25 protein-coding genes are annotated in these 23,203 nt (G+C 62.6%); 13 read left to right on the top strand and 12 right to left on the bottom strand.

Translation table 11 applies throughout. From position 1 onward, the window contains the following. Positions 1–144: 144 nt before the first annotated feature. The 4 genes from AC0L3N_RS30640 to AC0L3N_RS30625 all read right to left on the bottom strand — a co-directional run bounded on the left by AC0L3N_RS30640 (position 145) and on the right by AC0L3N_RS30625 (position 3,162). Complete coding sequence (locus tag AC0L3N_RS30640; RefSeq protein WP_473551311.1) at positions 145–474, bottom strand: cupredoxin domain-containing protein; 330 nt, start codon at positions 472–474, stop codon at positions 145–147. Continuing rightward, positions 471–995 (bottom strand): DUF4142 domain-containing protein, encoded by a 525-nt coding sequence (locus tag AC0L3N_RS30635; protein ID WP_473551310.1) that lies wholly within the window; start codon positions 993–995, stop codon positions 471–473. The genes AC0L3N_RS30640 and AC0L3N_RS30635 overlap by 4 nt, the downstream gene beginning before the upstream one ends. Before the next feature lie 98 nt (positions 996–1,093). Then, positions 1,094–1,759 (bottom strand): RNA polymerase sigma factor, encoded by a 666-nt coding sequence (locus AC0L3N_RS30630; RefSeq protein ID WP_473551308.1) that lies wholly within the window; start codon positions 1,757–1,759, stop codon positions 1,094–1,096. A 233-nt stretch (positions 1,760–1,992) separates the two neighbouring features. Continuing rightward, positions 1,993–3,162, bottom strand: a complete 1,170-nt coding sequence (locus AC0L3N_RS30625; RefSeq protein ID WP_473551307.1) for a cystathionine beta-lyase — start codon at positions 3,160–3,162, stop codon at positions 1,993–1,995. A gap of 444 nt (positions 3,163–3,606) precedes the next feature. Between AC0L3N_RS30625 and AC0L3N_RS30620 the strand changes: the two genes are divergently transcribed. The 5 genes from AC0L3N_RS30620 (at position 3,607) to AC0L3N_RS30600 (ending at position 8,664) form a co-directional block, all read left to right on the top strand. Continuing rightward, positions 3,607–4,635 carry an amino acid ABC transporter substrate-binding protein gene (locus AC0L3N_RS30620; RefSeq protein ID WP_352951723.1) on the top strand — a complete coding sequence of 343 codons (1,029 nt, stop codon included), beginning with the start codon at positions 3,607–3,609 and terminating at the stop codon, positions 4,633–4,635. 63 nt (positions 4,636–4,698) lie between these two features. After that, positions 4,699–5,886 (top strand): amino acid ABC transporter permease, encoded by a 1,188-nt coding sequence (locus AC0L3N_RS30615; protein WP_123150908.1) that lies wholly within the window; start codon positions 4,699–4,701, stop codon positions 5,884–5,886. 4 nt (positions 5,887–5,890) lie between these two features. Further along, entirely contained in the window at positions 5,891–7,048 is a 1,158-nt protein-coding gene (locus AC0L3N_RS30610; protein WP_473551304.1) for an amino acid ABC transporter permease, read from the top strand. Between the two features lie 75 nt (positions 7,049–7,123). Then, on the top strand, positions 7,124–7,873 hold the full coding sequence (locus AC0L3N_RS30605) for an amino acid ABC transporter ATP-binding protein (RefSeq protein ID WP_258123929.1): 750 nt from the start codon (positions 7,124–7,126) through the stop codon (positions 7,871–7,873). 104 nt (positions 7,874–7,977) lie between these two features. Then, positions 7,978–8,664 (top strand): TIGR02117 family protein, encoded by a 687-nt coding sequence (locus AC0L3N_RS30600; protein ID WP_473551303.1) that lies wholly within the window; start codon positions 7,978–7,980, stop codon positions 8,662–8,664. 96 nt (positions 8,665–8,760) lie between these two features. Here the strand turns inward: AC0L3N_RS30600 and AC0L3N_RS30595 are convergent, their stop codons facing one another. Both AC0L3N_RS30595 and AC0L3N_RS30590 read right to left on the bottom strand, forming a co-directional pair. Then, positions 8,761–9,990 (bottom strand): FAD-dependent monooxygenase, encoded by a 1,230-nt coding sequence (locus AC0L3N_RS30595; RefSeq protein ID WP_473551301.1) that lies wholly within the window; start codon positions 9,988–9,990, stop codon positions 8,761–8,763. Between the two features lie 16 nt (positions 9,991–10,006). Continuing rightward, positions 10,007–10,252 carry a zinc-finger domain-containing protein gene (locus tag AC0L3N_RS30590; protein WP_473551299.1) on the bottom strand — a complete coding sequence of 82 codons (246 nt, stop codon included), beginning with the start codon at positions 10,250–10,252 and terminating at the stop codon, positions 10,007–10,009. 317 nt (positions 10,253–10,569) lie between these two features. Between AC0L3N_RS30590 and AC0L3N_RS30585 the strand changes: the two genes are divergently transcribed. Both AC0L3N_RS30585 and ppx read left to right on the top strand, forming a co-directional pair. Next, entirely contained in the window at positions 10,570–12,771 is a 2,202-nt protein-coding gene (locus AC0L3N_RS30585; protein ID WP_473551297.1) for an RNA degradosome polyphosphate kinase, read from the top strand. Then, complete coding sequence (gene ppx, locus AC0L3N_RS30580) at positions 12,771–14,306, top strand: exopolyphosphatase (RefSeq protein WP_473551295.1); 1,536 nt, start codon at positions 12,771–12,773, stop codon at positions 14,304–14,306. The genes AC0L3N_RS30585 and ppx overlap by 1 nt, the downstream gene beginning before the upstream one ends. A 9-nt stretch (positions 14,307–14,315) precedes the next feature. On the opposite strand, the gene AC0L3N_RS30575 is transcribed toward ppx, so the two are convergent. From AC0L3N_RS30575 to AC0L3N_RS30560, 4 genes are all read right to left on the bottom strand, one after another. After that, positions 14,316–14,738: a DoxX family protein gene (locus tag AC0L3N_RS30575; RefSeq protein WP_473551293.1), complete on the bottom strand. Its 423-nt coding sequence runs from the start codon at positions 14,736–14,738 to the stop codon at positions 14,316–14,318. A gap of 170 nt (positions 14,739–14,908) precedes the next feature. After that, a complete protein-coding gene (locus tag AC0L3N_RS30570; RefSeq protein ID WP_473551291.1) occupies positions 14,909–15,331 on the bottom strand; it encodes a DoxX family protein in 423 nt (140 codons plus the stop codon). A gap of 122 nt (positions 15,332–15,453) precedes the next feature. Beyond that, complete coding sequence (gene fumC / locus AC0L3N_RS30565) at positions 15,454–16,851, bottom strand: class II fumarate hydratase (protein ID WP_473551288.1); 1,398 nt, start codon at positions 16,849–16,851, stop codon at positions 15,454–15,456. Positions 16,852–16,982: 131 nt separating this feature from the next. Then, on the bottom strand, positions 16,983–17,765 hold the full coding sequence (locus AC0L3N_RS30560) for an NIPSNAP family protein (RefSeq protein ID WP_473551287.1): 783 nt from the start codon (positions 17,763–17,765) through the stop codon (positions 16,983–16,985). A gap of 82 nt (positions 17,766–17,847) precedes the next feature. Here AC0L3N_RS30560 and AC0L3N_RS30555 point away from each other — a divergent pair, with 82 nt between their 5' ends. Next, positions 17,848–18,546, top strand: coding sequence for a TetR/AcrR family transcriptional regulator (locus AC0L3N_RS30555; RefSeq protein ID WP_473551284.1), 699 nt, complete (start codon positions 17,848–17,850; stop codon positions 18,544–18,546). Between the two features lie 36 nt (positions 18,547–18,582). On the opposite strand, the gene AC0L3N_RS30550 is transcribed toward AC0L3N_RS30555, so the two are convergent. After that, on the bottom strand, positions 18,583–19,170 hold the full coding sequence (locus tag AC0L3N_RS30550) for a hypothetical protein (RefSeq protein ID WP_473551282.1): 588 nt from the start codon (positions 19,168–19,170) through the stop codon (positions 18,583–18,585). Positions 19,171–19,298: 128 nt separating this feature from the next. Here AC0L3N_RS30550 and AC0L3N_RS30545 point away from each other — a divergent pair, with 128 nt between their 5' ends. After that, positions 19,299–20,429 (top strand): metallophosphoesterase, encoded by a 1,131-nt coding sequence (locus AC0L3N_RS30545; protein WP_473551280.1) that lies wholly within the window; start codon positions 19,299–19,301, stop codon positions 20,427–20,429. A gap of 73 nt (positions 20,430–20,502) precedes the next feature. Here the strand turns inward: AC0L3N_RS30545 and AC0L3N_RS30540 are convergent, their stop codons facing one another. After that, the gene (locus AC0L3N_RS30540; RefSeq protein WP_473489761.1) at positions 20,503–20,682 is read right to left on the bottom strand and encodes a CsbD family protein; all 180 of its coding nucleotides are present in this window, start codon (positions 20,680–20,682) and stop codon (positions 20,503–20,505) included. 165 nt (positions 20,683–20,847) lie between these two features. Here AC0L3N_RS30540 and AC0L3N_RS30535 point away from each other — a divergent pair, with 165 nt between their 5' ends. The 4 genes from AC0L3N_RS30535 (at position 20,848) to AC0L3N_RS30520 (ending at position 23,202) form a co-directional block, all read left to right on the top strand. Next, entirely contained in the window at positions 20,848–21,501 is a 654-nt protein-coding gene (locus AC0L3N_RS30535) for a glutathione S-transferase family protein (protein WP_473551279.1), read from the top strand. A 512-nt stretch (positions 21,502–22,013) separates the two neighbouring features. After that, positions 22,014–22,223 (top strand): cold-shock protein, encoded by a 210-nt coding sequence (locus AC0L3N_RS30530; protein WP_010915421.1) that lies wholly within the window; start codon positions 22,014–22,016, stop codon positions 22,221–22,223. A gap of 344 nt (positions 22,224–22,567) precedes the next feature. Continuing rightward, positions 22,568–22,795, top strand: a complete 228-nt coding sequence (locus AC0L3N_RS30525; RefSeq protein WP_473551277.1) for a hypothetical protein — start codon at positions 22,568–22,570, stop codon at positions 22,793–22,795. After that, a complete protein-coding gene (locus tag AC0L3N_RS30520; protein WP_473551276.1) occupies positions 22,795–23,202 on the top strand; it encodes a hypothetical protein in 408 nt (135 codons plus the stop codon). Before AC0L3N_RS30525 ends, AC0L3N_RS30520 begins: the two co-directional genes overlap by 1 nt. Position 23,203: the final 1 nt, after the last annotated feature.

The following is a 23,203-nucleotide window of genomic DNA, read 5'->3' as shown; positions in this document are numbered from 1 at the left end:
CGCGGGGGGGGGGGGCAACACACCCCCCCCCCCCCCCCCCCCGTCGCGGCCGCCCCCCCCGCGGGGGGGGCGCCCCCCCCCCGGGGGCGGGGGGCCCCCCCCCCCCCCCCCCGGGCGCGCGGGGGGCGGTCTCCGCTGGCATGGCTAGGGCGACGTCACCGTCATTTGGCCTTTCATGTTGGGGTGGAAGCGGCAGAAATAGTCGAACGCTTCCGCCTTCTGAAGGATCATGCTCGCCGATGTCTTCGGCGGGATCGTTACCTCCCAGCCGCCTTTGACGGTCGCCGTGTGAGCGAACACGTCCTTGTTGACCCACTCGATCGTGTCGCCGACCTTCGCCTCGATGCTTGCGGGCGAAAACACCAGCTTCTCGATCGTCACCTCAATCGTTTCGGCCTTGGCTGGTGCGGGGGCAATAGTTAGCGCCATGGCAAGCCACAGATGCCGTTTCGATACCGTCGGTGCTGTTCTCATTTCAGCATGCCGGCGACATGTTCGGCATGCTGTTCATGGCCCTGGAATAGCTTCAGGCCGGTCTCCAGCAGGCTCTTCAGTTCGGCATTTTCGGCCGAGGGGATCAGCAGGGTTTCGAGTGCCCCGTTGACCTGCTTGTGATAGGCGACCTCGTTGTCGACATAGGCCTTGTCGAACGCGGCGCCGTCGAGCTTGGCGAGCTTCGCCCGTTCCTCGTCCGCCGCCTTGGTCAGTTCCTTGCTGGTGGCGTTGTCCTCTGGCGTCACGTTGAGCTTCTTGACCAGGTCAAGCGCTTGTTTGTTTACGGCTTCATGGTCTCGCACCATGTCTTTGGCGAAATCGAGAATCTCCTGGTTCTTCGATTTTTTCAGCGCTTGCATGGCCGCCTCGACGTCAAGCACGCCGGCTGTGTAGGCGATGTGGGCGATCTGCGGGTCGCTCGGCTTGTCGGCGGCTTGCGCCAACGTCGCTGCGCTGAGCAGGAAAAGCGCTGCCAGTGCTGTGGTCGATCGAATAAACATGACGTTCTCCTTCGCCGGATGCGGTTGGCTCCGGGCATTTTCAGTTGACGATGATTGGATGCCGGAAGGGGCCAAACGTTCCCGGGAATTCGGGAAAATCAGTCTGTAAAGCCAAGCCGCTGCATCACCGCGGCGGTCAGCCGTTCACACCGGCGGCCGGCGAAGGGGAAGGCATCGAGCAGCACCGGGCCGATCTGATCGGCCAGCGCCTTGCGGACGAGGGCGCGGGCGCGGTGCAGCCGGGTCTTGACGGTTTCGGGCCGCACATCGAGCAATTCGGCGGTCTCGTCTGTGCTGAGACCCTCGATCACCCGCGCCACGAATACTGTCCGGTAGACATCGGGAAGGCGATCGGTCGCCCGTTCGACAAGCTCGAGGATCTGCCGTTGCGCCATCATCCGCTCCGGATCGTCGCTGGGATTGAGAGGGAACTTGATGATTTCGGCTTGTAGATTTTGCGGCATCGCTACCGTTCGCCGCCTTTTGCGCAAACGCCCAAGCGCCTCGTTGATGACGATGCGTGACAGCCATGTGGCGAGAGAGGATTCGCCGCGAAAATCCCCGAGCTGGGCAAAGGCCCTGACATAGGCCTCCTGCACGACGTCTTCAGCCTCGCTGTCGTTGCGGACGACGCTACGGGCGATACGATAGAGTCGCTGGTTGTGCATTTTGATAATCGTGTGGAAGGCTCCGCCCTCGCGCGCCAGCGCACGGCCGACAAGCTGCATCTCGCCAGATGCGGCGGGCATGACGGTCGCAGTCATGACCGGTTTCCTCATCGCGAGCCAATCTCCTGACCGGAGGCAAATCCTCCGATCGAAACATTGGACGGCCTAACCGGCAAAAGGTTCCCGAACATTTTTCCCGGCGGCCAGCACCGCCTACGCTACCGCTTCCTCCAGCAGCTTGTCTGCAGTTTGCGCGCGCCGTTGCGGCCAGCAGATCGGCCTGCACGATCGGGCCGAGGATGCGCCTGTTGGAAGACCCCTGCCGTCGCTCAAGCTCCCGCCGCCGCGGCGAGGCCGCGTGCCAGATCGGCCTTCAAATCCTCGACATCCTCGAGCCCGATCTGCAGGCGGATGAGCGGGCCGTCATAAGGGCCCTTGGCGACGACGCGGTCGCCGAGGAATACCGGCACCGCAAGGCTCTCATAGCCGCCCCAGGAATAGCCGAGGCCGAATATCCTGAGCGCGTCGAGGAAGGCATGCTGCTGTTTCTGGCCGCCGCCCTTGAGCACGATTGAAAATATGCCGCTCGAGCCGCAGAAGTCGCGCTTCCAGAGATCGTGATCGGGGTGGCTGGCAAGCGCTGGGTGCAGCACGCGCGCCACGCCCGGCTGGCCCTCCAGCCAGCCGGCGATGGCCAGTGCGCTGCGCTGATGGCGGTCCAGCCGTACGCCCATCGTGCGCAGGCCGCGCAGCACCTGATAGACATCGTCCGGCCCGGCGCAGCAGCCCATCGTGTAGAAGGTCTCGCAAAGCTGTTTCCAGCAGGCCTTGTTGGCCGACACGGTGCCGAGCAGCACGTCGGAATGGCCAGCCGGATATTTCGTCGCCGCATGGATCGAGATGTCGACGCCATAGTCGAGCGGGCGGAAGTAGAGCGGCGTCGCCCAGGTGTTGTCCATCATCACGATCGCAGCTGCCGCGTGTGCGGCGCTGGCAATGGCCGGTATGTCCTGCACCTCGAAAGTGTTGGAGGCCGGCGATTCGGTGTACACGACCCTGGTGTTGGACTTGATCAGCGCCGCGATACCGGCACCGGCATGGGGGTCGTAGTACTCGACCTCGACCCCCAGCCGTTTCAGCATCGTGTCGGCGAAATTGCGGGTCGGGTGATAGACGGAATCGACGATCAGGACATGGTCGCCCGCCGAAAGGAAGGCGAGCAGCGGCACCGTAACCGCCGCCAGGCCCGAGGGCACCACAATCGTGCCGGCCGAGCCTTCCAGCCCGTCGATGGCGCTGGCAAGCGCGTCGGTGGTCGGTGTGCCGCGCCTGCCGTAGGTGTATTTCTGGCTGCGTGCCGCCATCGTCGCCGCGTTGGGATAGAGCACGGTCGAGGCATGCACGACCGGCGGATTGACGAAGCCGAAATAGTCGTGCGGATTGTTGCCCGAATGGGCAAGCCGCGTGTTGATGCCCATTTCGTTGCCGTGTTTTGTCATTGCGCTTCGCCTCTGATGAAGCGCTAGCCATAGTGCGGCGGCATTGGCCGCGCAACCGTTCGCCATCCGCCAGTCGGCGGACTTTGGATATGCCAATTCATCCCATGACAAGTCAGTCATGCGCGGTAAATCCGAGGGACGGGTTTGCCGGCGCAACCCCGATTCGCGTTGACCAGACTTTGCCGGCTTTGTTCGCACTGCTGGCTAATTTCCAGGCGCGTTCGTCTGCAATTCAGGCATTTGCGGCAATTGGTTTTCAAACTCTTTCGGTTTCGGTCATTTTCCTTGACCTCACTGGAATAATCGCCTTCGATGCAGTTCGTGAATGGGAGGCAGCGCGTCGGTTGCGATGCGGGGTTCCGGGAATGGGCCGGAACGGGAAGCTGCGTTCACACGGAAAAAAGTCAGGTTCGCCTGAAAAAAACAGAAAAGGGTCTGTGGGTTATGAAACACATTGCAATCGGCATCCTGGGCGCCGCCGCGCTTGGATTGGTGGCTTCGGCCGCGTCGGCGGCCACGCTCGACGATGTCAAGGCCAAAGGCTTCATCCAATGCGGCGTCTCGACCGGTCTGGCCGGCTTCTCGGCGCCGGACGACAAGGGCGACTGGCAAGGCATCGATGCGGATTTCTGCCGCGCTGTCGCGGCCGCCGTTTTTGGCGATGGCACCAAGGTCAAGTTCACGCCGCTCAGCGCCAAGGAACGCTTCACCGCACTGCAGTCAGGCGAGATCGACCTCCTGTCGCGCAACACCACCTGGACCATCAACCGCGATACGGCGCTTGGGCTGAATTTCGTCGGTGTCACCTACTATGACGGCCAGGGCTTCATGATCAATGCCAAGAAGCTGCCGGGCGTGAATTCCGCACTGCAGCTTTCGGGCGCGGCGGTCTGCGTGCAGAGCGGCACCACGACCGAACTCAACCTTGCCGACTATTTCAAGTCGAACAAGATGGAATACAACCCGGTCGTCTTCGAAAAGCTGGAAGAGGTCAACGCCGCCTATGACGCCGGCCGCTGCGACGTCTACACCACCGACCAGTCCGGCCTCTACGGCATCCGCCTGACGCTCGGCGCACCCGCCGACCACGTCGTGCTGCCCGAGATCATCTCCAAGGAACCGCTCGGACCGGCCGTGCGCCAGGGCGACGACCAATGGTACCACATCGTCAAGTGGACCTACTTTGCGCTGCTCGGCGCCGAGGAACTCGGCATCACCAAGGCCAATGTCGAGGAGATGAAGACCTCGGACAATCCCGAGATCAAGCGTGTGCTCGGCCAGGAGGCCGATACCAAGATCGGCACCGATCTCGGCGTCTCCAACGACTGGGTCGTCAACATCGTCAAGGCAGTTGGCAATTACGGCGAAATGTTCGAACGCAATGTCGGTTCGGGCAGCCCACTGAAGATCGCGCGCGGCATCAACGCGTTGTGGACCAAGGGCGGCCTGCAATACGCTCCGCCGATCCGCTGATCGAAATGTGATCCGGAAGGCAGCGTTCCTGCCTTCCGGTTTCTCTTTCCAGGGGATGGTCGAATGGCATCGCAGGAAATTCTTCGCGAGGAGCCAAGCCGCGGCTCCTTCATCAACGATCCGAAGGTCCGCGGCATATTTTTCCAGGCGGTGGTCGTCATCGTGCTGGTGGCGTTGGTCTGGTGGATCGTCCAAAACACCATCGACAATCTGACGCGCCTGCACATTGCATCAGGCTTCGGCTTCCTCAGGGGCCGCGCCGGCTTCGACATCAGTGACAGCGCCATCGCCTATTCGTCGGATTCGACCTATGGCCGCGCCATTGTGGTCGGCTTCATCAACACGCTCATCGTTGCCGCCGCCGGCATCATTACCGCCACCATCATCGGCTTCATCCTCGGCATCGGCCGGCTTTCGCACAACTGGCTGATCCGCAAGATCTGCATGGTCTATGTCGAGGTCTTCCGCAACATTCCGCCGCTGCTGGTTATCTTCTTCTGGTATTCCGGCGTGCTTGCCGTGCTTCCCATACCGCGCGAGAGCATCAACCTGCCGTTCGGCTCCTTCCTCAACCAGCGCGGCTTCTATTTTCCGCGCGCCGTCTGGGGCGACGGCTCCTGGTTGATCTTCGTCGCTTTGCTTGTCGGCATCGCCATGGCGTGGTTCGTTGCCCGCAAGGCGCGTCAGCGGCAGATGGCGACCGGCCAGCAATTCCCGGTGTTCTGGACGTCGGCGGCGCTGATCGTCGGCCTGCCGTTGCTTGCCTATGCGCTGAGCGGCTTCCCGCTGAGCTTCGACTATCCAAAGCAATCGACCTTCAACCTGACTGGCGGCTTCCAGGTCAAGCCGGAGTTCCTGTCGCTCTATCTGGCGCTGTCCTGCTATACTGCGGCCTTCATCGCCGAAATCGTGCGCGCCGGCATCATGGGCGTCAGCAAGGGCCAGAGCGAAGCAGCCGGTGCGCTGGGTCTGCGTCCAGGATCGATCCTGCGGCTTGTGGTTGTTCCGCAAGCCATGCGCATCATCATTCCGCCATTGACCAGCCAGTATCTGAACCTGACGAAGAACTCTTCGCTCGCCATCGCCATCGGTTATCCGGATCTGACGGCGACCGCCGGAACGGTGCTGAACCAGACCGGCCAGGCGATCGAGTGCGTGCTGATCATGATGGTGGTCTATCTCGTGCTCAGCCTGCTGACCTCGGCGGTGATGAACGTGGTCAACGCCAGGATGGCGCTGGTGGAGAGGTAGCGACATGCAGGAACACGATACCTCCTGGGTTCGGACCGAAATGGCGCTGTCGCAACAGGCGCCCGCCGGCGTGCGCGGTCTGGGGGCCTGGATCCGCAAGAACCTGATCGCGTCGACCGGCGACACCATCCTGACCATCGTCGGCATCGTACTGGTCGCGATGATCCTGCCGCAGATTATCAATTGGGCCTTCATCAACGCCCAATGGACCGGAACCGACCGCACCTTCTGCGCCACGGTGGCGCAGGGCGGCATCCAGCCGGACGGCTGGTCCGGCGCCTGCTGGGCCTTCGTCAACGCCAAGTTCGGCCAGTTCATGTTCGGCCGCTATCCGATCGAGGAGCGCTGGCGGCCGATCCTGGTCGCCATCCTGTTCGTCGCACTTCTGGTGCCGCTGCTCATCCCGAAGGTGCCGCGCAAGGGGTTGAACGCCATTTTGTTCTTCGGGGCGCTGCCGATCGTTGCCTTCATCCTGCTGACCGGCGGCGTGTTCGGCCTGCCGCATGTCGAAACTCCGCTGTGGGGCGGCCTGCTGGTGACGCTCAGCCTGTCCTTCGTCGGCATTGCTGTTTCACTGCCGGTCGGCATCGTGCTGGCGCTCGGCCGGCGCTCGAAGATGCCGATCGTCAAGATGCTGTGCGTCATCTTCATCGAGACGGTGCGCGGCATCCCGCTGATCACCGTCCTGTTCATGGCCAGCGTCATGCTGCCGCTGTTCCTGCCGGCCGGCGTCAGCTTCGACAAGTTCCTGCGCGCGCTGATCGGCGTCTCGCTGTTTGCCGCTGCCTATATGGCCGAAGTGGTGCGCGGCGGCCTGCAGGCGATCCCCAAGGGCCAGTATGAGGGTGCCGATTCGCTCGGCCTCGGCTACTGGCAGAAGATGGGCCTGATCGTGCTGCCGCAGGCGCTGAAGCTGGTCATTCCCGGCATCGTCAACACCTTCATCGGCATGTTCAAGGACACCAGCCTTGTCTACATCATCGGCATGTTCGACCTGCTCGGCGTCGTCAAGCTGCACTTTTCCGACGCCAACTGGGCGACGCCGCAGACCGCCAGGTCCGGCCTGGTGTTTGCAGCCTTCGTCTTCTGGCTGTTCTGCTTCGGCATGTCGCGCTATTCGATGTTCACGGAACGCCGGCTCGACACCAGCTACAAACGCTAAGAACAAAAAAGGGAACCTTCCATGGCCACAGAAAATGCCGTCAGCGCGGAAGAGATCAAGGTCAATGCCGCCAAGATGCATATCTCCGACACCGATGTCGCCATCGACATCATCGCCATGCACAAATGGTACGGCGAATTCCATGTGCTGAAGGACATCAACCTGAAGGTGATGCGCGGCGAGCGGATCGTCATTTGCGGCCCTTCGGGCTCCGGCAAATCGACGATGATCCGCTGCATCAACCGGCTGGAAGAGCACCAGAAAGGCAAGATCATCGTCGACGGCAAGGAATTGACCAACGATCTGAAGAAGATCGACGAGGTGCGCCGCGAGGTCGGCATGGTGTTCCAGCACTTCAACCTCTTCCCGCATTTGACCATCCTGGAAAACTGCACGCTGGCGCCGATCTGGGTGCGCAAGACGCCGAAGAAGCAGGCCGAGGAAATCGCCATGCACTTCCTCACGCGCGTCAAGATCCCGGAACAGGCCAACAAATATCCCGGCCAGCTTTCCGGCGGCCAGCAGCAGCGCGTCGCCATCGCCCGCTCGCTATGCATGAACCCGCGCATCATGCTGTTCGACGAGCCGACCTCGGCGCTCGATCCGGAAATGATCAAGGAGGTGCTGGAGACGATGGTTGGCCTCGCCGAAGAGGGCATGACAATGCTCTGCGTCACCCACGAGATGGGCTTTGCCCGCAAGGTCGCCAACCGGGTGATCTTCATGGATCAGGGCCAGATCGTCGAGCAGAACACGCCGGCCGAGTTCTTTGACAATCCGCGCCACGAGCGCACAAAACTGTTTCTGTCGCAGATCTTGCACTGATTGCTCTCACGCGAATCAAAAGAGCCCGGCCGAAACTCTGCCGGGCTCTTTTGCGTCTGAGCCGTCAGCAGGCGATTGCGCCCCAATTGCGAGGCCGTTCCCTCATGAGAAAACCGTCCCTCGTGAAAAAGCTTGGGCGTTTTCTCGCCATTCTGGTGGTGGCAATCATGCTTGCCGTGATGCTGGGCACATTCATCCCACGGCCGCTCTTGCCGGCGGCCGCCGCCGATCCCGTCGCCACCAGGCACATCCTGGTGCTGAAAAATCCGATCCACACCGATATCGCCATTCCCGTGGATGACGATGTGCGCAAGCGCTTCCATTTCCTGGTCGATGGCGGCATTCCGGCCGACATGGCTGGGGTCCGCTACATCGTCTTCGGCTGGGGCGGCCGCGCCTTCTATCTGGAGACGTCGACCTGGTCGGAACTGAAGGTGGTGCCGGTGATGAAGGCGCTGACCCTTGACGCTTCGGTGATGCATGTCGATGTCGCCGGCAACATTGTCGAGCCGCACCCCGACGTCGCCGGCTTCGACATCAGCGAGGAGCGTTTTGCAGCGCTGCTCGACTTCACCGCCGCAAGTTTCCAGCAAGGGCCGAACGGTCCGATCCTGATCGAGAATGCCGCCTATTCCAGGTTCGACCGCTTCTACGAAGCCAACGGCCGTTTCAACGCGCTGGTTGGCTGCAACACCTGGACAGCGGCGGCTCTGCGTATCGCCGGCCTGCGGACAGGCTGGTGGAATCCGCTGCCGGCCTCGCTCGACCTGTCGATGCGGATTTATAATTGATGATCGTTCCGGCGTGATCAGCTGGTTTGCGATGACTGAGTGGGGGCAGAAGTCGAGCGCCTCATTCCTTCGCTGTCCCGCCAGACAGTCGAGCTTTCATCGCCGATCGACGATTTCCGGCGGCCGCCAGCCATAGAGCCAGTCGAGATCGGCCGCGAGCTTTTCCGGCGAGCGCAGCTTCAGGAACAGGTTGCGCGCGATGGCCACCGGCCCCGCTGCATGCCAGGCGAAGCGGTTGACGGCACCGCGGCGGGCGACCTTGGCGATGCGCGGGCGCCGCACCTTTTCCCAGGCGGCAAGCGCGCTCCCGGGATCGGCAGGCGAGGCGGCGACAAAGCCGGCAAGGGTTGCGGCATCCTCGATCGCCATCGCCGCGCCCTGCGCCGCAAACGGCGTCATCGCATGCGCCGCGTCGCCGATCAGGGCGATGCCGGTGGGCGTCGTCCATGGCTGTGCTTGGTCGACCGTATGGATCGGCCATGCGGTCCACGGGCCGGCATCCTCGGCAAGCCGGGCCAGTGCTGGCGCCGTGCCACGCATGGCGCCGGCGAGGATATTGGGGTCGGCGTGGCCCGACCAGCCCTCGGCGATGATCTCGCCCCTGGTGAAGGCGGCCAGGTTGAACGCCGTGCCGTTACTGACCGGATAGGTGACGAGGTGGAAGCCGGGATGCAGGAAGGTGGTCACGCAATTGGCGGCGCCGACCGCCGCAACGGCTTCTCCCGCGACGCTGTCTGCACTGATCGTAGCGCGCCAGGCAAGCTCGCCCGAAAACCGGCTTTTGGCCGGAAGCCCGCCAAAAGCGCGGATCGCCGACCAGACGCCGTCGGCGCCGATCAGCAGAAAGCCGTCGGCTTCGACCGTCTTGCCGGCAATCTCGACTGTTGCCGTGGTATGGCGCGGTCCTGTGGCGGCGCCCCTGACGCGCGCGCCGGTGGCGAGACTGATGTCCGGCTGCTCGGCAAGGCGCGCCATCAGCGCCTCTTGCAGATCGGCCCGATGAGCGACGAGATAGGGCGCCTGCCAGCGCCTTTCGGCTGCTTCGCCAAGCGGCACCCGCGCCAGCTCGCGCAGCGTGGCCGCCTCCTTGAGCACGACCGCCTCCGGCCGCACCGCCGCCGGCAACAGCCGGTCGAGCACGCCGAGCTGGCGAAGGATGCTCGTTGCGTTGGGTGAGAGCTGGATACCGGCGCCGGCCGCTTCGAGGCGCGGCGCCTGTTCGAACAGCCGCACCAGATAGCCGCGCTCGGAAAACGCCAGCGCCGCAGTCAGTCCAGCGACGCCGGCTCCGGCGATAACGACCTGCCGGGACCGGGTGTCGTCCATGGGGATGGCGTGCGCGTCAGGCGGCCTGGTGGATATAGAGGCATCCCGCAGGCTGCGTTTCCGTCGCCTTCAGCTTTGGCGAATAGCGATAAAGCGTCGAGCAATAGGGGCAGACCTTTTCATTGTCGTCGCCCATGTCGAGAAACACATGCGGATGGTCGAAAGGTGGGTTGGCGCCGGTGCACATGAATTCCTTGACGCCGATGTCGATTGCCGTATAGCCCGCATCGTTCTGGAAATGGGGAATGGAACCGCCTGCCATCGTCGTCTCCTACATTTGCCGCATGACCCCGGATCATGCGCAAAATCAAAATTCCACCGCGACCTTTGCGCGTCCAAAGGACGCGCCGCGCTGTACCTGGATTGCATCTGGATCATAAGCAGTCTCTTTGCAAGATCGATGAAATCAAACTGTCGTAAAAGCCTGTCACAGGATAAGCTAAGCCGGTTAAGGCATGGTCCGAAAACCGAATTCAGTTTCGCTGGGGATCATGCGTAGCTTAAGTGGTGGGAGCGTCCTTTGCGCGTCAGCAAAGACGCGCCACGCTGTGGCCAGCGGGTGCGAAACGAGCAGGAACCATGAACGAACTAAAGCCGGTGCAGAGCGAATTCACCACTGTCGAGGTGGCGAGCCCAGAGGGCGGCAACCCGGACCGCTTCGTCAACCGCGAGTTTTCCTGGCTGCAATTCAACCGCCGCGTCCTCGAGGAATCGCTGAACGCCAATCACCCGTTGCTCGAGCGTGTCCGCTTCCTGTCGATTTCGGCCGCCAATCTCGACGAGTTCTTCATGGTCCGTGTTGCCGGTCTCGCCGGCCAGGTTCGCGAAGGCATCACGCTGAAGAGCCCGGACGGCCGCACCCCCGAACAACAGCTGGAACAGTTGCTGCGCGAGGTCGAGCGCCTGCAGGAGGACCAGCAGAAGAGCCTATCCGCGCTGATGCTGCTGCTCGACAAGGAAGGCATCGAGAGCATCAGCCGCGATGCGTTGACCAAGGACGAGAAGACCTGGCTCGAGGATCATTTCCAAGAGCAGGTGTTTCCGGTGCTCACACCGCTGTCGATCGACCCGGCGCATCCATTCCCGTTCATTCCCAATCTCGGCTTCTCGATGGCCCTGCAACTGCGCCATCGCAGGAATGGGGAGGAGATGAGTGCGCTGTTGCGTCTGCCGGTGGCGCTGAAGCGTTTCATCCGCTTGCCGGATCGCAAGCGTCATGTCCGCTTCATTCCGCTGGAAGAAGCGGTCGGCCTCTATATCGGCAAGCTGTTCCCCGGCTACGAAGTCAAGGGCTCCGGCACGTTCCGCATCATCCGCGACAGTGACATCGAGGTCGAGGAAGAGTCCGAGGATCTCGTGCGCCTGTTCGAGACGGCGCTGAAGCGCCGCCGCCGCGGCTCGGTCATCCGTATCGAATTCGATAAGCTGATGCCGGCCGAACTGCGCGAGTTCGTCGCCGGCGAGCTTGGCGTCTCGTCGAGCCGCATCAGCGTGCTCACCGGTCCGCTGGCGCTCAGCCAGATTTCCGAGATCGTCGCCATCGCCCGCGACGATCTCAAGTTCACGCCCTATAATCCGCGCTTTCCCGAGCGCATCCGCGAGCACGGCGGTGACTGTTTCGCCGCCATCCGCGAGAAGGACATCATCGTTCATCACCCCTACGAGTCCTTCGACGTGGTGGTGCAGTTCCTGCGCCAGGCGATGGCCGACCCGGAAGTGGTGGCGATCAAGCAGACGCTCTATCGCACTTCGAACGACAGCCCGATCGTGCGGGCTTTGGTCGACGCGGCGGAGGCCGGCAAGTCGGTGACGGCGCTGGTCGAGCTCAAGGCGCGTTTCGACGAGGAAGCCAACATCCGCTGGGCGCGCGACCTCGAGCGCGCCGGCGTTCAGGTCGTATTCGGCTTCCTCGAACTGAAGACCCATGCGAAAATGTCGCTGGTGGTGCGGCGCGAGGACGGCAAGCTGCGCAATTACGTGCATCTCGGCACCGGCAACTACCATCCGGTCACCGCGCGCATCTACACCGACCTGTCCTTCTTCACCACCGCTCCGACGATCGCCCGCGATGTCGCCCAGCTGTTCAATTTCATCACCGGCTACGCCGAGCCGACCGAGGAGATGCGGCTGGCCATCTCGCCGTTCATGCTGCGCAAGCGCATCCTCAAGCACATTTCGGAGGAGATTGCCCATGCGCTGGAGGGCAGGCCGGCCCGCATCTGGATGAAGATGAATTCGCTGGTCGACCCGATCATCATCGACGCGCTCTATGACGCCAGCCGCGCCGGCGTCGAGATCGATCTCGTCGTGCGTGGCATCTGCTGCCTGAGGCCCCAGGTGCCGGGCCTGTCGGAAAACATAAGGGTCAAGTCGATCGTCGGCCGCTTCCTCGAACACAGCCGCATCTATTGTTTCGGCAACGGCCACGGATTGCCGTCGGACGGGGCGGTCGTCTACATCTCATCGGCCGATTTGATGCCGCGCAATCTCGACCGCCGCGTCGAAACCATGGTGCCGATCACCAATCCAACGGTGCATGAACAAGTCCTCGGCCAGATCATGCTGGGCAACATCATGGACAACCAGCAAAGTTTCGACGTATTGGCTGACGGAACCTCCCGGCGCGCCACGCTCGAGGAGGGCGAGGAACCGTTCAACGCGCAGGAATATTTCATGACCAATCCGAGCCTTTCCGGACGTGGAGATGCGCTGAAATCGCATGCGCCCAAGCGCATCGCGCAGTTCAAGCGCCGCAAGAAAAACGGCGCAGCGACCGGCTGATGATTTCAACGTCCCAGGGCCGGCTTCAGGACCGCCGACCGCTGTCCATCATCGACATCGGGTCGAACTCGATCCGTCTTGTCGTCTATGAGGGGCTGGCGCGCTCGCCGACCACGCTGTTCAACGAAAAGATGCTGGCCGGCCTCGGTCGCGGTATCGTTTCGACCGGAAGGCTCGATCCCGAGGCGGTGACCCGCTCGATGGAAGAATTCCGCCGTTTCCGCGCGCTGTCCGAGCAGGCCGGCGCCGAGCGTATGTATGTGCTGGCGACCGCCGCCGCCCGCGAGGCGGTCAACGGCCCCGATTTCATCCACCGCGCCGAAGATGTGCTCAAGACCGAGGTCCAGGTGCTGAGCGGGCGCCAGGAAGCCCACTATTCCGCTCTCGGCGTCATTTCCGGCTTCCACCCGGCCAACGGCATCGCCGGCGACCTCGGCGGCGGCAGCCTCGAGCTGGTCGACGTCGACGGCGAGGCAATCGGCGACGGCATCACGCTGCCGCTGGGCGGTCTGCGCCTGCAGGACATGGCGAAGAACTCCCTGGCCCAGGCGGGAAAGATAGCGCGCGACGAGCTCGCGAAGGCAAGGCTCCTGAAAGGCGGGCAGGGCAGGCCGTTCTATGCAGTCGGCGGCACCTGGCGAAACCTGGCCCGGCTCTACATGGAAATGACCAGCTATCCGCTGAGCGTCATGCACCATTACGAGATCGGCATCGACAGCGCTGCGAACTTCCTCAAGCAGGTCGCCAAGGGCGAGATCGAGAAGATAAGGGGTATCGAGGGCGTCTCAAAGAACCGCCGCTCGCTGCTGCCTTATGGCGCCATCGTGCTGCAGGAGATCATGGCGGCGATGCAGCCGTCCAAGATCATCGTCTCGGCGCTGGGCGTGCGCGAGGGCTTTCTCTATTCGCTGCTCGACAAAGCCGAGCAGAAGGCAGATCCGCTGATCTCGGCCTCGGAGGAACTCGCCCGGCTGCGTTCGCGCTCGGTCACCCACGCGCATGAGCTTGTCGAGTGGACGGGCAAGACATTCGCCGCTTTCGGCATCGAGGAGACCGTCGACGAGGCGCGTTACCGCCAGGCCGCCTGCCTGCTTGCCGACATCGGCTGGCGCGCGCATCCCGAATATCGCGGCAAGCAGTCGCTCAACATCATTGCCCACGCCTCCTTCATCGGCGTCGACCATCCCGGCCGCGCATTCCTGGCGCTGGCCAACGCATACCGTCATGAGGGCATCTTCAACGAATCGATCGCGCCGGAAATCAAGGCACTGGCAACGCCGCGCTATATCGAGCGCGCCCGCGTGCTGGCCGCGGTGATGCGCGTCGTCTACCTGCTGACGGCGGCGATGCCGGGCGTCATGCCGCGACTGAATTGGGAGAGGCGCGGCAATGGCGTGCTGGCGCTGCTGCTGCCGGCGTCGCTGGCCGACCTTTACGGCGAGCGGCCGGCCGGCCGGCTGGCACAGCTGGCGAGGGTCACCAATCGCCGGCTGGTGCTGGCGGTCGAGGGCGGCTCCAGCGTTTCGGTCAAGTAGTCTGTCTCATCAAGTGGCGTCGGCGTCGATCCCAAAACCCTGGCCATCGATTGAATAGGCACCTGCGCCAGCCATCGCCAGCGCCAGAAAACCGCCTGATAGGGCGATGTCCTTCATCAGCATCTGTGAGTGCATGAAGGTCAGTGTCGGATCGTCGCCGCCCTGGCCAAAATGGCCGATGAAGCCTGCCGCGATACAGAAGGCGGCAAGCAGGAGCGCCACGATCGAGGTGTTGAGGCCGACGAGGATAAGCAGTCCGGCGATCAGCTCGAACAGGCCCGTCGCCCAGGCTACGAGTGTCGGCAGCGGCAGGCCAAGGCCGGCAAAATAACCTGATGTGCCGGCAATGTCGCTAAGCGCGTGGAAGCCGGACGGAACGAATAGCGCGGCGAGAAGCAGTCGGGAAAACAGAAGCAGCGCATTGCGGAGCATTGGTCACCTCCGATGTCGGCCAGGCCGGTTGGCCTGTTCCTCCCCGACGCCTCGACCTTAGCAGAAATTCGGGTCAGGCCGCTCGGCCCGGCGAAAGTCTGGATAGATCGACAACGAAAAAGGGACGCGGAAAATTCCGCGCCCTTGCTGCAAATCGTTCCTGGACCGCTTCAGCCGCGCTTGGCGTCGACCGAATAGGCGCCGGCGCCCGAGGAAGCCAGCACGAGGAAGCCGCCGGCAATCGCCAAGTTCTTCATGAAGCTGATCATTTGCATCTGATCGGCCCAGCCGGTGTGGGCGACCAGTCCCGTGGCGACGGTGAAGACTGCCAGCACCCAGGCTGTGATCCGGGTCTGAAAGCCGATGAGGATGGCGAGACCGCCGAGCAGCTCGATCAGGCCGACGACAACGGCCGTTACGGTCGGCATCGGCAGGCCGATGCTGCCGAAGTAACCGGCGGTGCCGGCGATCGCAGTGAGCTTGCCGAAACCGGAAAGCACGAAGATGACTGAAAGCAGGACGCGACCAAGCAGGATGGTGGCCGACGGATTGGAAGCGGTGCCGGAACCGGCAATGGACGTGTTGGTGGACATGGTGGGCTCTCTCCGGAAGGGTTGTGGTGTCCCCCCAGATAGATCAGGTCGACTGTTCACCAAAGATGCGGATTTGGTTACAGATCGTTCACAGCAGTAACGTTTTTGCGATCAGCGCAAGATCATCCCGGATGCGTCATGTCCTCCGGCCGCACCAGGCGGTCGTAATCGGCTTCGCTGACCAGCCCGGTGGCCAGCGCTTCCTCGCGCAAGGTCGTACCGTTCTTGTGCGCGGTCTTGGCGATCTTGGCGGCATTGTCGTAGCCGATGGTCGGCGCCAGTGCCGTCACCAGCATCAGCGAACGGTCGAGGGCGGCCCTGATATTGTCTTCTCGCGCCTCGATGCCGACGACACAGTTGTCGGTGAAGGAAATGGAGGCGTCGGCGAGCAGCTGCACCGACTGCAGGAAATTATAGGCCATCAGCGGATTGTAGACGTTGAGCTCGAAATGGCCCTGGCTGCCGGCGAAGGTCACGGCCGCATTATTGCCGAACACCTGGATGCAGACCTGCGTCAACGCCTCGCACTGGGTGGGGTTGACCTTGCCAGGCATGATCGATGAACCCGGCTCGTTTTCCGGTAGCGACAGTTCACCGAGGCCAGAGCGCGGGCCGGAGCCGAGCAGACGAATGTCGTTGGCAATCTTGAACAGGGCGCCGGCGCAGGCGTTGATGGCACCATGCGAAAACACCATGGAATCATGCGCGGCCAGCGCCTCGAACTTGTTCGGCGCGGTGACAAACGCGATGCCGGTGATGTCAGCGATTCGCGCCGCCACCTTCTCGGCAAAGCCGACCGGCGCGTTGAGACCGGTGCCGACGGCGGTGCCGCCTTGCGCCAGTTCCTGCAGGCCGGGCAGCGTCATCTCGATGCGTTTGATCGAGGAGGCGACCTGCGCGCCATAGCCTGAGAATTCCTGGCCAAGGGTGAGGGGCGTCGCGTCCTGCGTGTGGGTGCGGCCGATCTTGACGATGTGGGCGAAAGCTTTGGTCTTGGCCTCCAGCGCGGCGTGCAAATGCCTGAGCGCCGGCAACAGGTCGTGCACGATGCGCTCGGCGCAGGCGATGTGCATGGCCGTCGGATAGGTGTCGTTCGACGACTGGCTCATATTGACGTGGTCGTTTGGGTGCACCGGTTTCTTTGACCCCATGACGCCGCCCAGCAGCTCGATCGCCCGGTTGGAGATCACCTCGTTGGCGTTCATGTTGGATTGCGTGCCCGAGCCGGTCTGCCAGACGACCAGGGGGAAATGATCGTTCAGCTTGCCGTCGATGACTTCCTGAGAGGCTTCGATGATCGCCTTGCCGATGGCCGGGTCGAGCCGCTTCAGCTCCATGTTGGTTTCGGCCGCCGCCCGCTTGACGATGCCGAGCGCGCGAACGATCGACGCCGGCTGCTTTTCCCAGCCGATTTTGAAATTGCCCAGCGAACGCTGCGCCTGGGCGCCCCAATAACGGTCGGCGGCGACCTCGATGGGACCGAACGTGTCGGTTTCGGTTCTGGTCTCTGGCGCGCTCACATGTCTCTCCGATCTGTCGAATTCGGCACCGGCGTATCGCGTTGCACAAATGGCTTCAAGCGGAGATTGCGGGCGGCAAGAATGCAAATCGGTTGAAGGAACGCAGGGGGGAGAAGGAAGAGGCTCGCCTCTCACCGCCCAAGCAGTGACTGTGAGGTTGGAGATAGGCGCAAGGTCTCGGTCGATCTGGCCAGACATGACTGGGCCTCCCGCTCGAATGCCTGCCACTCCGGGGAACCGGCAAGCGCTTCTTCATGGCGGGCATGGGCGTCGGCGCTGTCGAAACCCGCGACGCTGATGAAGACGTTTTCGCCTGATCGAACCGGCAGGCGGGGAAAGCTGTTTTCGGCATGTTCGGTGACAAACGCAGCAAGTGGCCGTGCGCCAAATGCCGCCAGGGTGGCGATGGCGTCGGTTTCAAAGCGGCTGGCGAAGTCGGCTTCGGCGCCGGGCCGCAGATGATGAATCTTGATGACAACAATATCCGACAAGCGATTGTCTCTGCTGGGCTTTTCGTGACCCGGAAAGGCCTCCCGTTGCGAGTTCGACAGATCGAAGCCGGCGCCCGGCCATGCCGGTTTCAGCAACAGCACGTCGTCGGAGGAAATCATCGTGGCGTTGGCGGCATCGCGCCAGGCGGCCCAGACGGGTCCCTCGTAGAAAGCGGCCAGTGCATTTTTCCGCGCTACCATGCCGTCGAAGCCGCGCAGCCAGACGAACATGTCAGGCCGGTCGAGATCGCGGAACTGGCCGATGATGGTCATTCCTGCCGCTTCCTGACCCTCGATCAGGTGACCGTCGAAGATGCCGATCAGCGTCTCCCGCCGGCCGGGTTTCAGTGTGTACTGCCTGAGTTCGACGACCGGCGAGGCTTTGAGGCGGGATTTCGACGGGGCATTCAGGGACAGGCTCATTGCGCAATCTCCAAAACAGGGTATTCATCCTGTTTTAAAACAGACCGGTTGTCCTGTTTTGTCAATCTGCTATCGTGTGGAAATGTCAGCAGAGATTACCGCTCGCCCAAAGGTGCGGCCCGGCAAACGCACCAACGACCCGGAAGGCCTGCGCAAACGCGTGCTCGATGTCGCCGAAGCCTCGTTTCAGGCGCGCGGCTACCACGCTTCCAGCCTCGGCGACCTGATGGCGGCGGCAGGCGTCACCGGCGGCGCGCTGCATCATCATTTCCCGAGCAAGAAGGCGATGGCGCTGGCAGTGATCGAAGAGCGGGTCGCGGCGGCCGTCGAAGCAACATGGATCGCGCCGGTACAGGCGGCAGGCTCGGCGCGCGAGGGTGTGCGCAGCGTCTTCGAGGCAGTGGCAACGGAACTGGAGCAGCAGGGTTTTGTGCGCGGCTGCCCGCTCAACAACCTGGCGCATGAACTGTCGCTCGCCGATCCGGATTTTCGCGCTGCCCTTGCCGGCATCTTTTCGGCATGGCGCCAGGCGATCGCCGACAAGGTCAGGGCCGACCAGCAAGCAGGCAGGGAGCAGGACACCGATCCGCAGCGCTTCGCCGCGCTTGCGGTCGCGACCTATTCCGGCGCCATGTCGATGGCCAAGACAGCGCAGGATTCAGGCGTGCTGCGCGATTGCCTGAACGCGCTGGAGCAGGGAGCTTCCCCAGCTTCGTCATCCAAGGGCGAAGCAGTTGCGAAGCGACGTCGCAGGGTGCTGCGGCAGTACAAAGCCTTTTGATGCCGGAGCGCCAGGCGCCCTCTGCCCTGCCGGGGCCTAATTCGGCAGCGGTTTGATGACCTCGTAGCCGACCACGCTTTCGGCGTTGGTGCCCTCGTCATAGCGCCTGGCCAGAACCGCTTGCAGGTCGGGCGCGTAGAGCGCGATGAATTCATCCTGTGTCTTGCCGGCCTCGTTCTTGATCGTCTGCCTGACGGCGAGCACGTTGTATTTGCAGTCGCCCAGGCTGAACGTCTCCTTGCCCTTGACGTTGATCTCGAGCGTCTCGGTGCCCTTCGGCTGCTTGCTTGCTGCGAGGCGGACGAACACCGTCTTGCTTTTCGCCCCGGCCTTGAGCGGAAACAGCTTTCTGAGATCGGAAAACGGAATCAGGGCAAGCTGACCGGTATCGCTGTCGCGAAACACCTCGATAAGACCGCCGAACAGAAACTGCGTCTGCGCCGATTGGGATTGGTATTCGTTGGCAACCGACACCATTCCACCCGCCGCCGGTCGAAACTCGCTGTGGATGCCGGGCCTTTCGAGAATGAAGCCGGCCTTGGCCGCCTTGGCGTCAATGCACTCGGCACCATGAGCGGCGCTCGCCAGGATGGTGAATATCGTGCCGATGGATATAGTCTTCATAGCGTCCTCGTCTGCCCGCACAAGTTGAGTCCTGACACTGAAAGCAATGCCAGACCTGCGGCGCCGTGTCGACATACCCGTTCGCGGCAACTGGACGAAGAGGCGCCGGCTGTGCTGAATTTCGCGCCATGAATAGCATCTCGGCAGGGTCACTTTCCCGGCGCCGCTTCCTGGCGCAGGCGGCGGGATTTGCTGCGGCCGGCGCGCTTGCGCGACCGGCGCTCGGACAGACCGGGCAGCGCATTCCGCCTGTCGACGCCACCTTCCTGTTCGTCGCCGATGTCCATGCCTGCCGCATGGCCAGCGGACTGAGTCCCAATTGTCAGCAGGAAGGCAAGACCGACGCCGCCTTGCTGCGCAGCGTCGCCGCGTTGAACGGTGTTGGCGAGAAAGAGTGGCCGGCCGAAATCAACGGCATCGCCACCGGCCTGCGCTCGGCCGGCAGCCGCATCGGCACGCTGCTCGGCCTCGTCGTCGGCGGCGACATGACCGATGACGGCGGCGGCCAGGTCACCCAGCCCAGCGAAGGTACGCAGCTGCTCCAGTTCAGCCAGCGTTACCAGCAGGGCGTCGGCCCCGATCGCGTGCATGTGCCGGTCTATGTCGGGCTCGGCAACCATGATCTCGACCAGAACGGCCCGCCGAACCACGTCGACTGGTACCGCCGCGAAATGCGCGATTATGTCGAGGTCAACCATCGTGCCGGCGTGTTCTTCAAGCCGCCGGTGCCGGTAACCGACTACGATGTCGACACCGACTGCTACTCATGGGACTGGGGCGGCCTGCATCTCGTCCAGACGCATCGTTTTGCCGACGACACCGGCCACGGCGCGGTCTCCGGCCTGCCATGGCTGAAGCAGGATTTGGCGACCCACGCGGCGGACGGCCGCCCCGTCATCCTGTTCCAGCACTATGGCTGGGATGTTTTTTCGATCGAAAGATGGGATGCCGCCAAAGGAACCTTCGACGATGACGGCACTGGTGCGCCGCACTGGTGGAGCGAGCCGGACCGGCAGGCGCTGCTGGCGGCGCTGAAGGGCTACAACGTCATCGGCATCCTCCATGGCCACCAGCACGAGACACCGATGATCTACCGTAGCGATGGGCTCGACCTGTTCAAGCCGAAGGCCGCCTATATGGGCGGCTTCGCGCTGGTGCGGGTGACCAGCGACAGCATGGACGTGGTGCTTGGCGAAGCCATCGGTGACCATGGCGAGACCGCCTTCACCAACGCTTTCTCCAAGAGCCTGAACTTGTAACGGCAGCACCGAAAGCAAACAAAAGGCCGCCTAAGCCGCTTTCCTCATCGCCGTTGAAACGGCGGCGCAGGGATCAGAGCACCTTCCTGAGCTTGTCCTTCATGTCGCCATAGGCCTTCTGCATTTTGCCGGCAATCTTATCGGCCGCGCCTTCAGCCTGGACGCGCCTGTTGCCGGTGGCCTTGCCGGCGGCTTTCTTCACCGAACCTTTGAGCTGCTTGGCTAGGCCCACAACCTGATCCCTGTTCACCATCGCCGCATCTCCTGCGTAGGTTCACTCGCCCAAAAACGGGCATCAAAACAAACGGGCCAGGCACGGCTTCGGTTCCAGGCTCGGCCGGTCGAGCGGAATAGCTTCCGGCGGCGAGGCGGACAGGATAGGGTGCGCCCGAACGCGCCAGCAAGGCTGGGAGGGACAATGGCTGAACTCACGCTCTTTATCGGCAACAAATGCTTTTCGTCCTGGTCGCTCAGGCCATGGGTGGCGATGAAGCATCTGGAGATCCCATTCGAGGAAGGCTTCGTGCGCCTGCGCACGCCCGAGACATCAGCCAATCTGGCCAAAGTGTCGCCGACCGGCCAGGTACCGGTGTTGATTCACAATGGCAGGATTGTCTGGGAAACCCTTGCCATTCTTGAATATCTCGCCGACCTGTTCCCGGAAAAGAAGCTGTGGCCGACCGATATCGGCGCACGCTCGCTGGCCCGTTCGGCGGCGACCGAGATGCATTCCGGCTTTCGTGAGGTCCGCTATGGCTGGCCGATGAACCTGCGGAGGCCGAAGGGCCACAAGCCGCTCGACGCCGAAGGCGAGGCGCAGCGGGCGCGCATCGAGGCACTGTGGCGGGAATGCCGGGAAAAATACGGCAAGGGTGGACCGTTCCTGTTCGGCAACTTCACCGCGGCGGATGCTATGTATGCGCCGGTCGTTACCCGCTTCGACACCTATGGCGGCACGCTGGCGCCGGACACCCGCGCCTATGTCGACGCTATGCTCTCAACATCGGCAATGCGGCACTGGTATGAGGAGGCAGCGAGGGAGACGTGGCCGGAGCCCGGCCCTGACGAATAGGGCCCGGTTAGAACGCCGCGTTCGGGGCTGGGCTTCCGCCACGAAATCCTGCCGATGATGATCGCTGTGATGTGAAGCCGGCGCCACGGGCGCCATAAAAGAACGCCCCTCGCACGTTTTATTGTACGGGAGGCGTCCTTTGTGTCAGCCTTTCCTAAGATTGCTCTCATGAACTGCTGACGATATCCAAAATGCACGGATGCCAAAATGGTTCCCGGCATGGTGCGATTTTTTTTTAACAGCTGGCGCTGACCCGGTTTCGGCGCCAGATCCGCCGTCGGATTGCCTGCGCAACCAGGCTTGCGTCGACCGGTCCGCCGGGCGGCAAAAGCAAAAAATTGACACGGCGTCAAAAGAAGTCCATAAGCAATTCGTCGATATTTGTTTGACCGACTTTTGTTATCCGCGTGTCCAGGCGCGCCTTTGACGAACTTCCCCCATCAAAATCGAGACAAACGCTGTTGTGCATTCGCATGACGGCGAACGAATATTTGCCACGGAAAGGGTTCGTTATGAGCACAGGCACAGTTAAATGGTTCAACGCCACCAAGGGTTTTGGTTTTATTCAGCCTGACGACGGCTCGGCCGACGTTTTTGTCCACATCTCGGCCGTAGAGCGCGCCGGAATGCGCGACATCGTCGAGGGCCAGAAGCTCGGCTACGAGATGGTCCGCGACAATAAGTCGGGCAAAATGTCCGCCGATCAGTTGAAGGCGGCCTAAAACGGAATTCAGCCTCGCCGGTGACCACGGATGTACTGGCACTGGTGAATGGCGGATTCCAGCGCATGACCCGGGAGACATCGTTTCCAGAAAGGATCATGCGCAGATGAAAGTGTCAGCGCGTCCAAAAGCACGCGCGGCGCTCCAGCGGAAGGTCAGGCAACGCCTGGCCTTTTGCATTTGGGTCGCTTCAAAAGTTCGAAAAGAGCACCGCGCGTTCGCTTGAACGTGTTAAGGATGTTCCAGCAATTTGAATCCGACTGCCGTATTGCTTTGTGCGTGGTCCTGGTCGAAAGACCGGTCTCGCATTTTTCGGCATTACGCTCCGAACCGGGAGAAAGACCTTGACCGCCACTTCAAAGAAATCCCGCGACCACGCCGAATCCATCTTCAGCAAGACCCAGACCCAGTCCATGTCGCTCAACCGCATCATGTCCGAACAGGATGCTGTCAGCCAGGCCCGGGAAGCCAAGACCGCGCGGCTGCGCGAACTGCGCCTGGAAAAGGAAGCCGACGAGATGGCTGCGGCGGCCGCGCTCGCCGCCGCGCCGAAGCGCGTGGGCAAACGCTGATGGCCACCAAGCGCGTCCCGCAAAAGACGATCGCCGCCGATTCGACCATCGCCGATGTCGTAGGAGAGCTCGACAAGCCGGTCGAATATGTCCGCCGCGTGCTCGAAAAGCTCGAGCGCTGCAGGCGCGCCTATGGCGATGCCCAGGTCAGGCTCGGCGTGCGTGGTCGCTCCGAATGCCCGAACTATCTGATCGAGTATGTCCGCGAAAATGCCAAGACCCATGAGCGCGTCACCCATCAGGATGCCGCCTATAGCGGCAGCACGCATCGCGAGCTGGCGCCCCGGCACATCGAGGAGGCCAGGAACTGGTCGCCCGAGGAAATGAACATCACGGCGGTCTCGGCGCTGATCGGCCGCCTTCGCAACCCGAATGCGCCATCATCGCGTTTCTCCGACGAGGATTGAT

The sequence above is a fragment of the Mesorhizobium sp. WSM4807 genome, from assembly GCF_055811615.1.
The sequence above is the reverse complement of the archived record's forward strand: the minus strand, read 5'-3'. Positions and strand labels throughout refer to the sequence as shown.